Annotated in this window: 14 protein-coding genes; 10 read left to right on the forward strand and 4 right to left on the reverse strand. The window is 32.9% G+C overall.

The annotated features are described in order from the left end of the window. Nucleotides 1-62 precede the first annotated feature (62 nt). The 3 genes from JOD96_RS14375 (at nucleotide 63) to JOD96_RS14385 (ending at nucleotide 2,727) form a co-directional block, all read left to right on the forward strand. The gene (locus tag JOD96_RS14375) at nucleotides 63-1,031 is read left to right on the forward strand and encodes an electron transfer flavoprotein subunit alpha/FixB family protein (protein ID WP_209564930.1); all 969 of its coding nucleotides are present in this window, start codon (nucleotides 63-65) and stop codon (nucleotides 1,029-1,031) included. A 164-nt stretch (nucleotides 1,032-1,195) separates the two neighbouring features. Next, nucleotides 1,196-1,819, forward strand: a complete 624-nt coding sequence (locus tag JOD96_RS14380; protein WP_129023077.1) for a bifunctional nuclease family protein — start codon at nucleotides 1,196-1,198, stop codon at nucleotides 1,817-1,819. Nucleotides 1,820-1,875: 56 nt separating this feature from the next. Further along, complete coding sequence (locus tag JOD96_RS14385) at nucleotides 1,876-2,727, forward strand: thymidylate synthase (RefSeq protein WP_209564931.1); 852 nt, start codon at nucleotides 1,876-1,878, stop codon at nucleotides 2,725-2,727. A 31-nt stretch (nucleotides 2,728-2,758) separates the two neighbouring features. Here the strand turns inward: JOD96_RS14385 and JOD96_RS14390 are convergent, their stop codons facing one another. Further along, nucleotides 2,759-3,055 carry an isoamylase early set domain-containing protein gene (locus JOD96_RS14390; RefSeq protein ID WP_209564932.1) on the reverse strand — a complete coding sequence of 99 codons (297 nt, stop codon included), beginning with the start codon at nucleotides 3,053-3,055 and terminating at the stop codon, nucleotides 2,759-2,761. Nucleotides 3,056-3,296: 241 nt separating this feature from the next. Here JOD96_RS14390 and JOD96_RS14395 point away from each other — a divergent pair, with 241 nt between their 5' ends. The 4 genes from JOD96_RS14395 (at nucleotide 3,297) to JOD96_RS14410 (ending at nucleotide 6,142) form a co-directional block, all read left to right on the forward strand. Continuing rightward, nucleotides 3,297-3,650 carry a 2TM domain-containing protein gene (locus tag JOD96_RS14395; protein WP_209564933.1) on the forward strand — a complete coding sequence of 118 codons (354 nt, stop codon included), beginning with the start codon at nucleotides 3,297-3,299 and terminating at the stop codon, nucleotides 3,648-3,650. A gap of 10 nt (nucleotides 3,651-3,660) precedes the next feature. Then, nucleotides 3,661-4,143 (forward strand): dihydrofolate reductase, encoded by a 483-nt coding sequence (locus JOD96_RS14400; protein WP_209564934.1) that lies wholly within the window; start codon nucleotides 3,661-3,663, stop codon nucleotides 4,141-4,143. Between the two features lie 549 nt (nucleotides 4,144-4,692). Continuing rightward, complete coding sequence (gene ubiE / locus JOD96_RS14405; RefSeq protein WP_209564935.1) at nucleotides 4,693-5,424, forward strand: bifunctional demethylmenaquinone methyltransferase/2-methoxy-6-polyprenyl-1,4-benzoquinol methylase UbiE; 732 nt, start codon at nucleotides 4,693-4,695, stop codon at nucleotides 5,422-5,424. 1 nt (nucleotide 5,425) lies between these two features. Then, entirely contained in the window at nucleotides 5,426-6,142 is a 717-nt protein-coding gene (locus JOD96_RS14410; protein WP_209564936.1) for a porin family protein, read from the forward strand. Nucleotides 6,143-6,151: 9 nt separating this feature from the next. Here the strand turns inward: JOD96_RS14410 and JOD96_RS14415 are convergent, their stop codons facing one another. Next, nucleotides 6,152-6,880, reverse strand: a complete 729-nt coding sequence (locus JOD96_RS14415; protein ID WP_209564937.1) for a TrmH family RNA methyltransferase — start codon at nucleotides 6,878-6,880, stop codon at nucleotides 6,152-6,154. Nucleotides 6,881-6,917: 37 nt separating this feature from the next. Here JOD96_RS14415 and JOD96_RS14420 point away from each other — a divergent pair, with 37 nt between their 5' ends. The 3 genes from JOD96_RS14420 to accD all read left to right on the forward strand — a co-directional run bounded on the left by JOD96_RS14420 (nucleotide 6,918) and on the right by accD (nucleotide 11,535). Further along, the gene (locus JOD96_RS14420) at nucleotides 6,918-9,470 is read left to right on the forward strand and encodes a BamA/TamA family outer membrane protein (RefSeq protein ID WP_209564938.1); all 2,553 of its coding nucleotides are present in this window, start codon (nucleotides 6,918-6,920) and stop codon (nucleotides 9,468-9,470) included. 60 nt (nucleotides 9,471-9,530) lie between these two features. Then, complete coding sequence (gene fbaA / locus JOD96_RS14425; RefSeq protein ID WP_209564939.1) at nucleotides 9,531-10,598, forward strand: class II fructose-bisphosphate aldolase; 1,068 nt, start codon at nucleotides 9,531-9,533, stop codon at nucleotides 10,596-10,598. 82 nt (nucleotides 10,599-10,680) lie between these two features. Further along, entirely contained in the window at nucleotides 10,681-11,535 is an 855-nt protein-coding gene (accD, locus tag JOD96_RS14430; RefSeq protein WP_209564940.1) for an acetyl-CoA carboxylase, carboxyltransferase subunit beta, read from the forward strand. An 85-nt stretch (nucleotides 11,536-11,620) separates the two neighbouring features. Here accD and JOD96_RS14435 read toward each other — a convergent pair whose 3' ends face one another. Next, complete coding sequence (locus JOD96_RS14435; protein WP_209564941.1) at nucleotides 11,621-12,505, reverse strand: cupin-like domain-containing protein; 885 nt, start codon at nucleotides 12,503-12,505, stop codon at nucleotides 11,621-11,623. A 78-nt stretch (nucleotides 12,506-12,583) separates the two neighbouring features. Continuing rightward, nucleotides 12,584-13,831, reverse strand: coding sequence for an ABC transporter permease (locus tag JOD96_RS14440; RefSeq protein ID WP_209564942.1), 1,248 nt, complete (start codon nucleotides 13,829-13,831; stop codon nucleotides 12,584-12,586). Nucleotides 13,832-13,995: the final 164 nt, after the last annotated feature.

Here is a 13,995-nt window from a genome sequence, read left to right on the forward strand (position 1 = left end):
AGCCTTCAGCCTACAACTTGAAACCTGAAACCTGAAACTAACAACCTTTAAACAAAAACATTATGTCAATATTAATATATGCAGAATCTGCAGAAGGAAAATTTAAAAAAGTTGCTTTTGAATTAGCTTCGTATGCTAAAAAAGTAGCCGAATCATTAGGAACAACCGTAACAGCTTTGACTGTAAATATCAGCGATGTAAGCGAATTAAAAAAGTACGGAGTTGACAAAATATTAAAAGTAAGCAACGATAAATTAGCAGGTTTTACAGCTAAGGCTTATGCTGATGTTATCAAACAGGCTGCTGAAAAAGAAGGTACAAAATTAGTTTTACTTTCTTCAACTACAGACAGTATTTATCTTTCATCATTAATAGCAGTATCTTTAAATGCTGGTTTTGCTTCAAATGTTGTGGGATTGCCGGTGAGCACTTCTCCTTTTCAGGTAAAAAGAAATGCTTTCTCAAACAAAGCCTTTAATATTACTGAAATCAGTACAGATGTAAAAGTCCTTGGTTTAGCTAAAAACTCTTATGGCATTTTTGAAAATGCAGGAGCAGGAGCTGAAGAAGATTTCAACCCAACTATTGGAGAAAATGACTTTGGCGTAAAAGTAGAATCTGTAGAAAAAGTTACAGGAAAAGTTTCTATCGCAGACGCTGATGTTGTAGTTTCTGGCGGACGCGGACTAAAAGGCCCTGAAAACTGGGGATTAATAGAGGATTTGGCTAGTGCCTTAGGCGCTGCTACAGCATGTTCTAAACCTGTTTCAGACTTAGGATGGAGACCTCACAGTGAACACGTTGGACAAACAGGAAAACCTGTTGCAACAAATCTGTACATAGCAGTTGGAATCTCTGGAGCTATCCAGCATATTGCAGGTATTAACTCATCAAAAGTAAAAGTAGTAATCAATAGTGATCCTGAAGCTCCTTTCTTTAAAGTAGCAGATTATGGCATTGTTGGAGATGCTTTTGAAATTGTACCAAAATTAACTGAGAAATTAAAAGCATTTAAAGCTCAACACTCTTAGAATTAAAATTCTCTATAAAAATATAGCTGCCTAAAAATAAGATAATCGTATCTTTGCTTTAGGTGGCTTTTTTGTTCCATAATTTTTGATTAAAATTGCACCTTTATTTTTTAATGAAAAAAGTATTAAAATAGGCATTGATTTGCCCTTTTTTACCCACATATATGAGTCTAGTAAAATTATCCATAAAAGGAATTTCATACAGTCAAACTCAAAATGGTGCTTATGCTCTTATTTTGAATGAAGTTGATGGCGAAAGAAAACTTCCAATTGTTATTGGTGCTTTTGAAGCCCAATCGATTGCTATTGCATTAGAAAAAGAAATAAAACCTCCACGTCCTTTGACACATGATTTGTTCAAAAATTTCGCAGAAAGATTTGACATTGTGGTTAAACAGGTTATTATACACAAACTTGTTGACGGTGTCTTCTATTCAAGTTTAATTTGCGAAAGAGATAAAATCGAAGAGATCATCGATGCAAGGACTTCTGATGCAATTGCGTTGGCATTACGATTTAATGCTCCGATTTTTACTTATAAAAATATTTTGGATAAAGCCGGAATTTATTTAAAATCAAATACTGCAGACACCGACCAGGGTTCTCAGGAAATCGACGATGTACTTTCTAATCCTGAAACTTTTGGTCACGAAGAAGAAAGCAATCAATCTGGAGATGTTTATGCTAAACATAGTCTGCAGGAGTTAAACGAACTTTTGGACCAGGCCGTTTCTCAGGAAGATTATGAGAAAGCAGCAAAAATCAGAGATGAAATTTCGAAAAGATAACTTCAGTAGTAGATTTTAGACTTTAGATCAGATTATTTATTTTTAGATTTTTCAAAATGAAACAATATTTAGATTTAGTAAAACATGTTTTAGAAAACGGGAACCAAAAAGGAGACCGAACCGGAACGGGAACAAAAAGTGTTTTTGGCTACCAGATGCGTTTTGATTTGAGTGAAGGTTTTCCGATGGTAACAACCAAAAAATTACACTTAAAATCTATTATATACGAACTGCTTTGGTTTTTAAAAGGTGACACCAATATTCAATATCTTCAGGAAAACGGAGTAAAAATATGGGATGCCTGGGCAGACTCAAACGGAGATTTAGGGCCTGTATACGGACATCAGTGGCGTAATTGGAATAGTGAGGAAATTGATCAGATTTCTGAATTAATTACTGAATTAAAAACAAATCCCAATAGCAGAAGAATGTTAGTTTCTGCATGGAATCCTTCTGTCCTGCCGGATACAAAAAAATCATTTGAAGAAAATGTTGCGAATAACAAAGCAGCTTTGCCTCCTTGTCATGCTTTCTTTCAATTTTATGTAGCAAGCCCAGATGCAGAAAAAGGAGAAAGAAAAGGAAAATTATCCTGCCAATTATATCAGCGTAGTGCCGACATTTTTTTAGGAGTTCCTTTTAATATTGCTTCTTATGCATTATTGACCATGATGATTGCACAAGTTTGCGATTTAGAACCAGGAGAGTTTATTCACACTTTTGGAGATGCGCACATTTACAACAATCACTTTGAGCAATTAGAATTACAATTGACGCGCGAACCAAAACCGTTGCCAAAAATGATTTTAAATCCTGAAATCAAAAACATTTTTGATTTTGATTATAATGATTTTACACTTGTAGATTATGAACCACACGCCGGCATAAAAGGCAGTGTCGCTGTATAAAATATAAAATCCGCTCAAAAGCGGATTTTTTTTATAGAACTAACACACTATTTTCGCTGCCTGCATAATCATTCCATCTATAGGAGTCTGCTTCGGGTTCATTAACATAAATTCCGTCGATGACATATTTAAACTCATAAATTGCATCTTTAACCAAATCATAAGTCGCTTTAAAAGTCCCATTTTTTAATTTACTCAAAGCTCCTTCACTTGCATTCCAATTGTTAAAATCTCCCACTACAGCAGCTGTACCAGCATCTTTAGCATCAATTGAAAATGTAACTTTACAAACTGGTTTTGTTTTTACAAATTGTTTCTTTAAAGCCATAACTATTTAATTTTTAGATTAATACATCTAAATTACATCATTTCGATTAAGATTCAATACTTAGATAATCGAATTATGATAATAGCAAAAAGGCAATATTAATTTCATTCAATTCATAATTAATGAGTACTTAAATTTTGAATTTAAAATTCTCAGATCATTTTAAGGCAAATATTCTGCAATCGAAATATTGTGTTTTAAAAATAAATTCTAACTTTATAATCTCATTATTTTTTATCTTATGGAAAAGGAAGTGCACGAACAATACGAGTATGCCAGAAGAAGACTAAGACAAAAGAAAATATTATATTTTCATTTTGTACTTTTCCTTTTAGGCAGTTTGTTTTTATTTATTGCAAATAGATTCTTTGGGCTTGGTGTAAATATAGATAATACCAACCAAAACTGGTGTATCTGGGTAATAACTATATGGCTTTTTATTTTTATTCTTCATTTTATAAAAGTCTATATTACAGACAGGTTTATGAATAAAAACTGGGAAAGAGAACAAATTGACAGGCTTGTTGGTTTGCAGCAAAAAAGAATCAGTCAATTAGAATCAAAAATAAACGAGAATACCGAAAATAAAATTTAGTTAGCATACCATGATTATAATGATAGCGGCTGTTGCCGAAAACAATGCTCTAGGAAAAAATAATGAATTGGTTTGGCATTTACCAAATGATTTTAAAAGATTTAAAGCACTTACAACAAACCACTATATTATTATGGGAAGAAAAACTTTTGAAAGTTTTCCGAAACCATTACCAAATAGAACCCATGTGATAATAACCCGCCAAAAAGATTATAATCCGGAAGGCTGTATTGTGGTGGATAGTATTGAAAAAGCAATCGCGGTATGTCCTGAGAATGAAGATTCTTATGTAATTGGAGGGGGAGAAATCTATAATCTTGCGCTGCCTTATGCCGATATTATAGAAATCACCAAAGTACATCATACGTTTGAAGCTGATGCTTTTTTTCCTAAAATCAGTAAAAGTGAATGGTTATTAGTAGAGGCAGAAACAAATATTAAAGATGAAAAACATCTTTATGATTATACTTATGAAACTTACATTAGGAAGTAAAAAATAAAAACACCCTCAAAAGAGGATGTTTTTAATAAAAATGATTTCCAGCTTAGCACTCTTCAGGAATAGAATTTGATAAATAAAAATCACCTGACATGATTTATAACATTTGATATTTCTTGAGACAAGTCTCAAAAAAGTCCTTAATACCAAATACCACGAAGGTATTAAAGACAAGAAAATTAAAATTTCCAAAAACAAATTTAATCCTAAGAACGTATTAGCACTTTAAAAAGAATATTGCATTTAAGAGCAATATTTTCAAAACTACTTCCTGAACAAACAAACAACCAGCGCAAAAGCATTCATTTGATTTAAGTCACTAAAATCAGGAAATCATTTAATATTTTTTACAGGACAAAATTGACTATAATTTCTTACGCGCACAATACCCACTTTCCGTGATTTTTTTAATATACCTGTTTTAGGTGAGCATAAACATCCCTCCTTCTTCAGATAAAAAATACTTCTTGTTCAATTAATTTTACAAATTAAAAAACTGAATTACAGTTAAAGATTTGTATTATATTTGCGTAAATAAAAAAAATGTCTAAAAAAATAACTCCGTATAAAAATTCAACATTAGGCAAAAAAGAACAAGTTGCCCAAATGTTTGATACCATCTCTGGAAACTATGATAACTTAAACCGCGTAATATCATTTGGAATTGATGTTAAGTGGAGAAAAAAGGTATTGAAAATAGTATCTGATAAGAAACCAAAAAACATTCTTGATATAGCAACAGGAACTGGCGATTTGGCTATTTTGATGGCAAAAACAAATGCAGAAAAAATAATTGGTTTAGACATTTCTGCCGGAATGCTGGAAGTTGGAAAAAAGAAAGTAGAAGAAAAAAAACTTTCTAATATTATTGAGTTAGTTTTGGGAGATTCTGAAAATATTCCTTTTGAAGATAATTATTTTGACGCTATTACTGTTAGTTTTGGTGTTAGAAATTTTGAAAACCTGGAAAAAGGTTTTGCTGAAATCTTAAGAGTTTTAAAACCAAATGGCGTTTTTGTTATTTTAGAAACTTCAGTTCCGGACAAAACACCTTACAAACAGGGATACAATTTTTACACTAAAAATATACTTCCGCTCATAGGTAAATTATTTTCGAAAGATAATTCAGCGTATGGATATTTGTCTGAATCTGCAGCTGCTTTTCCTTATGGAGAAGCATTGAACAATATTTTGAGAAAAATTGGGTTTATAGATGTTGTGGCTATGCCTCAAACTTTTGGAGTTGCAACAATTTATTCTGCTTCTAAAAAATAGTATGAAAAAAACAGTAATCTTAATTTTATTAGTCTTAACGACAAAGGGATATTCTCAATTTGCTAAAAGTATGTTTAGCAAAGACCCTATTATTAATCTCGAAAACTGGCAAAAGCAACGCCTGTATTTCGGTTATTATTTAGGTTTTAATAGTTTTGACTTTAAATTTGATTACAAAAATGTCGTTGAACAGGATATTCAGGTAAAAAAAACAACTGGTTTTAATGTTGGAGTTGTAGCCGATTTGCGTTTACAGGAATACATTAACCTGCGTTTTGAACCAGGTTTGTATTATACAAAACGTGATTTATATTTTCCGGGTGTAGGTGAATTAGAAAAAGATTATTTAAGAGAAGTAAACAGTACTTATATTCATTTTCCTTTATTATTAAAATTCTCGGCTTTGCGTACGGGCAATATTCGCCCATATTTAGTTGGCGGAATGTCAACCACTTTGAATTTATCAAGCAACTCAAAATCAAAAGATGATAATTTCCAGCAAAAATTCAGGGTAAAACAATGGACAGCTGCTTATGAACTCGGTTTTGGTGTTGATTTTTTTACTGAGTATTTTATTTTCTCACCTTCTGTAAGAGGAATGTTTGGTATATCTGATGAATTAATTCGTGATAATGCGGTTAATGGTGCTAGTCCATGGACAGATAATATCGATTCTATGAAATCCAGAGCGATTTTAATAAATTTCACTTTTCATTAAAACAATTTCTCAACTATTTCGTTTAAATTCACTTAAAATAATTGCTGTTGCGGTAGCTACGTTTAAACTTTCGGTTTTTTGTAGTTCGCCAAACCTTGGAATTGTGATTCGGCTGGTAACCATTTGTTCAATCTCTTCAGAAATACCATTGGCTTCATTACCCATAATAATGATGCCGTCCTGAGGCAGATTTGACTGATAAATATTATCTCCGTCCATAAATGTTCCAAAGACAGGCAACTCTGTTTGTGAAATAAAAGTTTTGAGATCAATATAATTTACATTTACTCTGGTAATCGAACCCATTGTAGCCTGTACTACTTTTGGATTGTAAATGTCAACGGTTTCCTTAGAACAAATAATTTGTTTGATCCCAAACCAGTCACAAAGACGTAAGATTGTTCCAAGATTTCCCGGATCACGAATGTCGTCCAGAGCCAGAATTAAACCGGAATTGGTTATTTTGTTTTCGGCTGGAATCCTGAAAACCGCAAGGCACGAATTTGGAGTTGTTAAAGCACTTATTTTTTTAAGTTCCTGTTCATTAATGATTGTACGTTTTGAAGACTTAACTGTTTCAAAATCATTTTGCGTAGTGTATAAATGTTCTAATTCAAGGTTAGACTGTAAAAGTTCCTGAATTACTTTTACTCCTTCGGCAAAAAATAATTGATTTGCAAAACGCTGCTTTTTTTGATGTAAACCTGATATAAGCTTTATTTGGTTTTTACTAACCATAAAATAATGTACTTTTGAATTAAATATTTAATAACACTTGAAAAAGAATTCCACAAAAATAACAGCATTTATTCTAATAGCAATACTTATTTGCGCCTGTAATGCTGTAAAAAGAGTTCCCGAAGGAAAAAGCCTGCTTATAAAAAACAATATTCTTGTAAACGGAAAGTCTACAAATGATGAAACGGCAGCAAACCAAATGTACCAAAAACCAAACGGGACTTTATTAGGATACAAACTGCGCCTTAATCTATACAACTTAGCTAATTTAAATCCTGATTCTACTTATCAGGCAAAATTCAAAAAAAATCCGGGTTTATATGAACGCCAGTCCAAAATATTATCTGCAAAGCAAGTAGATCGTCTGGGACAGTCTTTTTTATATAAAGGAATTCATGAGTTTTTGAAAAACACAGGTGAACCTCCTGTAATTATTGATACTTCTAAAGCAAAGAAATCGTTATTACGTCTAAAATATTATTATTTTAATAATGGATATTTTAACGTAAAAACAGATTATGATATTGATAGTGTTGGATATAAAAAAGCCAAAATTAATTATAATATCACTACAGGTCCTGCGTATCTCTTAGATTCTATAAAAACTACAATAAAAACTCCGGCTCTTGATTCATTATACAAGACCAATAAAGAGCCTTCTGTTTTAAAATCAGGAAATCAATTTAAAACTGCAGATTTTGAGGAAGAAAAGAATCGTGTTACGACATATTTTAGAAATCACGGTGCTTACTTTTTTCAACCTACGTATGTAACTTATGATATTGATACTATTGGCAAAAAAAATAAGGCCGACGTAAATCTAATCATCAACAATAATAACATTCAGGAAAAAGATTCAAGCCGTACAGAACCTTTTAAATTGTACAAAATAAGCGATGTAAACATTTATACCGATTATTCTCCTGCAAACTCAAAAAGCCAGATAAAAGACAGTACAACTTACAACAACTTTAACCTGTACAGTTATAAAAAACTAAAATATAAGCCCCGCGCTATTACCGATGCTATTTTTATTTCGAAAGGAAGTACTTTTTCTGATACCAGAACTACACTTTCATCACGATATTTAAATAATTTGAAAATTTTCAATTATCCATCCATACAATATGAAGTTGATAAACGCGACCCAAATGGAGAATCGCTGATCGCAAATGTTTTTCTTACTCCAAGAAAAAAATACAGTTTTGGTGCCAGTTTAGATTTAACCCACTCCAATATTCAGGATTTTGGTATTGGAGCAAGTATTTCTGAAACTATTCGAAATGTTTTCAACAGGGCTGAAACTTTAGAGATATCGGCTCGTGTAAATATTGGTTCATCAAAAGACATGGCCAATCCGAATGATAATTTCTTTAATGTATCGGAATATGGTCTTGATATGAAATTAAATTTCCCTAGAATATTATTGCCTTTCGGAACCGAAAAAATTATTCCGAAAAGAATGATTCCGTCTACAAGTATTTCTGCTGGTTTTTCTAAACAAACAAATATTGGTCTTGACAAAGAAAACTTTACGGGAGGTCTATCGTACAACTGGAATCCAAAGAGAAACAATACCGCAAAGTTAGAATTGCTAAATGCACAGTTTGTACGTAATCTAAATCCTGACAATTATTTTAATGTTTACAGTTCTTCATATAACGAACTTAATAATATTGCCGGTGTTTATAACGTAACGGAATCTAATATGGAAGACGGGAACTTAGTTGTTCCAACAGGAACTACTGGTTTTACAAATGATGTCTTAAGCGGTAAAACTGCTTTAACTCCAGACAGTCAGGAATATCAGGATGTTGAAAGTATAGAAGAAAGAAGATTACGATTGACAGAAAATGATTTTATTCTGGCCACAAGTTATACATTTACTAAAACAACCAAAAAAGACCTGCCTGATAATAATTTTTATCAATTTAGAACTAAAATAGAATCTGCGGGAAGTGTATTATCTGCAATTTCTAATGTATCTAGTTTGCCAAAAAACTCAAATGGGCAATACGTGATTTTTAACCTTCCCTATTCTGAATATATAAAAACCGAATTTGATTATATCAAGCACTGGGATTTTGGAAAAGAAAAAGTACTGGCAGTAAGAAGCTTTTTTGGAATTGCTATTCCGTTTGGGAATTCCAATTATATTCCGTTTTCACGAAGTTATTACTCGGGAGGTTCTAATGATAACCGTGCATGGCAACCGTATGCATTAGGTCCCGGAAGTACAAATGCTTCAAATGATTTTAACGAGGCTAATATGAAAATTGCCCTTAGTGGTGAATTCAGATTTAAAATTTTCGGGGATGTCAAAGGAGCGATCTTTGCAGATGCCGGAAACATCTGGAATGTGCTCGATAATGTTGTAGATCCTAAAGCAAGATTTGACAACTTAAACGATTTAGATGAAATTGCTTTGGGTTCAGGATTTGGTTTACGTTACGATTTAAGTTTTTTTGTTGTTCGTTTAGATTTAGGCTTCAAGACCTATAATCCGGCGCATGAGAAGGGAGACAGATGGTTTAAAGAATATAATTTTGGGCACTCTGTTTTAAATTTTGGAATAAATTATCCGTTCTAATGCTAATTAATTCTTATTTTTGCAACCTAAAAACTAAAAACAACTATAAAAAAAATTACAATGGCACACAATATTAAACCAGGAGTAGCTACAGGAGATCAGGTTCAGGAGATTTTTAATTATGCGAAAGAAAAAGGATTTGCATTACCAGCAGTAAATGTTACTGGATCAAGCACAATTAATGGAGTTCTTGAAACTGCAGCAAAACTAAACGCGCCAGTTATTATTCAATTTTCAAACGGAGGAGCACAATTTAACGCTGGAAAAGGATTATCTAATGCAGGTGAAAAAGCAGCAATCGCTGGTGGAATCGCCGGAGCAAAACATATACATACGTTGGCAGAAGCTTATGGTGCAACTGTAATTTTGCATACTGACCACTGTGCAAAAAAACTATTGCCTTGGATTGATGGTTTATTAGATGCTTCTGAAAAACATTTTGCAGAAACAGGAAAACCATTATTCAGTTCTCACATGATCGATTTGTCTGAGGAGCCAATCGAAGAAAACATTGAGATCTGCAAAGAGTATTTGGCAAGAATGAGCAAAATGGGAATGACATTAGAAATCGAACTTGGTATTACAGGTGGTGAAGAAGATGGTGTTGACAACTCTGATGTTGACAGTTCTAAATTATATACTCAGCCAGAAGAAGTAGCTTATGCTTACGAAGAATTATCTAAAGTAAGCCCTAAATTTACTATCGCTGCAGCTTTTGGAAACGTTCACGGTGTTTACAAACCAGGAAACGTAAAATTAACTCCAAAAATCTTAAAAAACTCTCAGGATTTCGTTCAAAACAAATTCAACACTGGTCATAACCCGGTAGATTTCGTTTTCCACGGAGGTTCAGGTTCTACACTTGAAGAAATCAGAGAAGGAATTAGCTACGGAGTTATCAAAATGAACATTGATACAGATTTACAATTTGCATATACTGAAGGAATTCGTGATTACATGGTTAAAAACATTGACTATTTGAAATCTCAAATCGGTAACCCGGAAGGTGCTGATGTTCCTAACAAAAAATATTATGACCCAAGAAGATGGGTTCGTGAAAGCGAAGTAACATTCAACGCAAGACTTGAACAAGCTTTTGCAGACTTAAACAATGTTAATACACTATAAATTTTAGATTTCAGATTTTAGATTTTAGATTCCTGGAGTCTAAAATCTAAAATCTACAGTCTAAAATCTAAAATCTAAAAAAATGGCTTGGTTTAAAAGACAGGAAAAAGGGATTACGACAGCTACAGAAGATAAGATGGACGTTCCGAAAGGATTGTGGTACAAATCTCCAACCGGAAAAATTATTGACGCTGACGAATTAGCCAGAAACTTATTCGTAAGTCCGGAAGATGATTTTCACGTTAGAATTGGAAGCGCAACCTATTTTGAGATTTTATTCGACAACAACGAATTTGTTGAATTAGATAAAAACATGACTTCTAAAGATCCTCTGCATTTTGTGGATACAAAAAAATATGCAGAAAGATTGAAAGATGTAATGGAAAAAACACATCTTAAGGACGCTGTTCGTACCGGAGTGGGTAAATCTAAAGGGAAAGAGCTTGTAATTTGCTGTATGGATTTTGCCTTTATTGGAGGATCTATGGGAGCTGTTGTTGGAGAAAAAATTGCCAGAGGTATTGACCACGCGATCAAAAACAAATTACCTTTTCTTATGATTTCTAAGTCTGGTGGTGCCCGTATGATGGAGGCCGCTTATTCTTTAATGCAATTAGCTAAAACATCTGTAAAACTGGCACAGCTTGCAGAAGCCGGATTACCTTATATCTCTCTTTGTACTGATCCAACTACAGGTGGTACTACTGCATCTTATGCCATGTTAGGAGATATCAATATCTCTGAGCCAGGTGCTTTGATTGGTTTTGCAGGACCTCGTGTTGTACGTGATACTACAGGAAAAGATTTACCAGAAGGTTTCCAGACTGCTGAGTTCCTTTTAGAGCATGGTTTCCTTGACTTTATTACCCCAAGAAAAGAATTAAAAGATAAAATCAATTTATATCTTGATTTGATTCAGAATAATGATATTAGATAGTTTTTTTTACTTTCTAAATATAAAATCCCAAGAAACAATTCTTGGGATTTTTTGATTTTATCCGGAAATGATAGTTCTCAATTATTCAGCTTTTTTCCAAATCCTTTTTCAATTCCTTTTCAGCAATTTTAAAAACTAGTTTTTCACGCCATTTTGCATACCGTTCTCTAAAAACTATTTTTATGGCACTATCTACTGCTCCATGCATAAACAGACTCCAAATACTTGACATTTTTCTGGCTGCAGAGCGATCCCATGCACGAAGTGTCAAAGAAAAAGAGCCATCAATGTAACGCATCCAGTGCCACATTCCGGTTGGCATAAACAAGGTGTCGCCATGTTCCAGAAAAACTTCGTAACCTTCTACTCCTTTCAGAGCCGGAAATTTCTCAAAATCAGGATTGGCAACATCATAATCTTCTAATGCATAAGTAGTATTGGGAACACAATAAAGTCTTTTCTTCCATTTATTATCAAACAATATAATGTGTTTTTTACCGCCAAAATGACTATGAAAAAGATGAGGCAAATCGATATCATAATGCAAAAATGTAATTGCTTTTGAACCTCCAAAAAACATTGCAGGCATACTTTCTATAAAACCTCCCATTAACTCTTTGGGAACTTTAACGTCATGAATTAAATCAGGTCTGTGCTTAAAGAGATTGAAGAAAAAAATTCGCAAATCTGTAGGTTCCCTTTTTATCAAATCGAGGTAATCACCAAACTTCATGCTCGTAATTGAAGCATTGATTATTTTGGCTGGATCTGCTTTTGAATTATCTACTAATTTTACTTCAATATCTCCGGCAATTTCCTTAAAATAATCAACAGACCACTTTGTTCTTGCTGGCCAGTCCTTTGTTAATCCTTTTATAATTAAAGGCTTTCTTTTATCTAAATAGTTTTTTTTGAATTCTTCTCTGGTAATAGAATCAACAGTGTCAACAGGTTTTAAAATAAAGCTCATTTGTTCTCATTTTGAATTAAAAATGCACATTCTAAAAATGGTCTCAAAAATTCACAACCAATAACAAAGATAAACTTTTTACATACCTGTTCGAATAGCTTCTACCGGATCTAATTTTGCAGCAGAAATGGCAGGCAGGATTCCAGAAATTAATCCGATAAAAGCAGCGAGAGATGTTCCCAGAATTACATTTCCTAAACTCAATACAAATTCAAAATCGAGCAATTTTGTCAATAACACTGAGATTCCCCAAACCATCAACAAACCTATTATCCCTCCGATTACCGACAGTATAATTGCCTCAAACAAAAACTGGAATAATATAAACTTATTTTTTGCTCCTAATGATTTTTGAATTCCTATAAGATTTGTTCTTTCTTTTACAGAAACAAACATAATATTGGCAATTCCAAAACCACCAACTAAGAGAGAAAATCCGCTGATAATCCATCCCACAAAATTCATCTGACCTAAAATTTGATCAATAAAATCAGTAAAACCAGAAAGCACGTTGATAAAGAAGTTATCTATCTCCCCTGCTTTCATTCCGCGAATAGCTCTAAGCTTCTGTGCAACTTCAGCCTTGTAAGCATCCATATCAATGCCTTTTACAGGTTTTAGAACTATTACAGGTGTCATAGCATCGCTGTCTCCATACATTCGGCGCAAAAAATTAGCGGGAAAGTAAACGGAAGTATCATTACTATCACCAAAAAATCCGGCTCCTTGTTTTTTCATTACACCAATAACGGTAAAACGCTGTCCGTATAAACGAATGCTTTTCCCGATGGGGTCACTATTTTCAAAAAGACCATTGGCAATATCATATCCCAAAACAATCACAGGTGTTCCTGAATTTGATTCTGACTCATTGTAAAATCTTCCCTTATCAAAACTTAATCCGTCAATATCAACCATCTCAAAAGAGGAAGGAATCATGTTTACATCGGCAACCGTTTTTGAATCGTATTTTAAAGTTTCTCTGTTTACGAAAAGCTGATAACCAACCTGGTCAGTGTTATTAAGAGAATTTTTCAGTCCAATATATTCATCATATTTTACATTCGGGAATTGCTCTCTCTTCCATTGTGGAATTTCAGATGGCCCAAAGCTGAATTTCATTAAATAAATTGTATTTTTATCTAAGCTGCTCAGGTCTTTAGAAATTTTTCGATCTAAAGAATCAACTGCAGCAAGTACAGCAATAATTGAAAAAATACCAATTGTAACACCTAATAATGACAATAGTGTACGCAATTTATTATTTCGTAAAGCATTTATGGCAAAGCTTAAGCTTTCTTTTAACAACCTTAAATAAACAATCATATTTCTGTATTTTTCAATAAAGTAAAATTCAATAATTTAAAAACAAAAACCTAGTAAAACTTAACATACTCATCAGTAGATTTTTTTCTTATAATGTTACATTAAATCCTTTAAAATAATATTTAAAAAAACTACTTTTGCAGTCTGAAAATCATAACTACACA

It is taken from the genome of Flavobacterium sp. 1355, assembly GCF_017833415.1.
Classification (GTDB): domain Bacteria; phylum Bacteroidota; class Bacteroidia; order Flavobacteriales; family Flavobacteriaceae; genus Flavobacterium.

Coding starts and splice junctions, on each gene's coding strand:
- JOD96_RS14375 (WP_209564930.1), top strand. CDS start 63: ATGTCAATATTAATATATGCAGAATCTGCAGAAGGAAAATTTAAAAAA.
- JOD96_RS14380 (WP_129023077.1), top strand. CDS start 1,196: ATGAGTCTAGTAAAATTATCCATAAAAGGAATTTCATACAGTCAAACT.
- JOD96_RS14385 (WP_209564931.1), top strand. CDS start 1,876: ATGAAACAATATTTAGATTTAGTAAAACATGTTTTAGAAAACGGGAAC.
- JOD96_RS14390 (WP_209564932.1), bottom strand. CDS start 3,055: ATGGCTTTAAAGAAACAATTTGTAAAAACAAAACCAGTTTGTAAAGTT.
- JOD96_RS14395 (WP_209564933.1), top strand. CDS start 3,297: ATGGAAAAGGAAGTGCACGAACAATACGAGTATGCCAGAAGAAGACTA.
- JOD96_RS14400 (WP_209564934.1), top strand. CDS start 3,661: ATGATTATAATGATAGCGGCTGTTGCCGAAAACAATGCTCTAGGAAAA.
- ubiE (WP_209564935.1), top strand. CDS start 4,693: ATGTCTAAAAAAATAACTCCGTATAAAAATTCAACATTAGGCAAAAAA.
- JOD96_RS14410 (WP_209564936.1), top strand. CDS start 5,426: ATGAAAAAAACAGTAATCTTAATTTTATTAGTCTTAACGACAAAGGGA.
- JOD96_RS14415 (WP_209564937.1), bottom strand. CDS start 6,880: ATGGTTAGTAAAAACCAAATAAAGCTTATATCAGGTTTACATCAAAAA.
- fbaA (WP_209564939.1), top strand. CDS start 9,531: ATGGCACACAATATTAAACCAGGAGTAGCTACAGGAGATCAGGTTCAG.
- accD (WP_209564940.1), top strand. CDS start 10,681: ATGGCTTGGTTTAAAAGACAGGAAAAAGGGATTACGACAGCTACAGAA.
- JOD96_RS14435 (WP_209564941.1), bottom strand. CDS start 12,505: ATGAGCTTTATTTTAAAACCTGTTGACACTGTTGATTCTATTACCAGA.
- JOD96_RS14440 (WP_209564942.1), bottom strand. CDS start 13,831: ATGATTGTTTATTTAAGGTTGTTAAAAGAAAGCTTAAGCTTTGCCATA.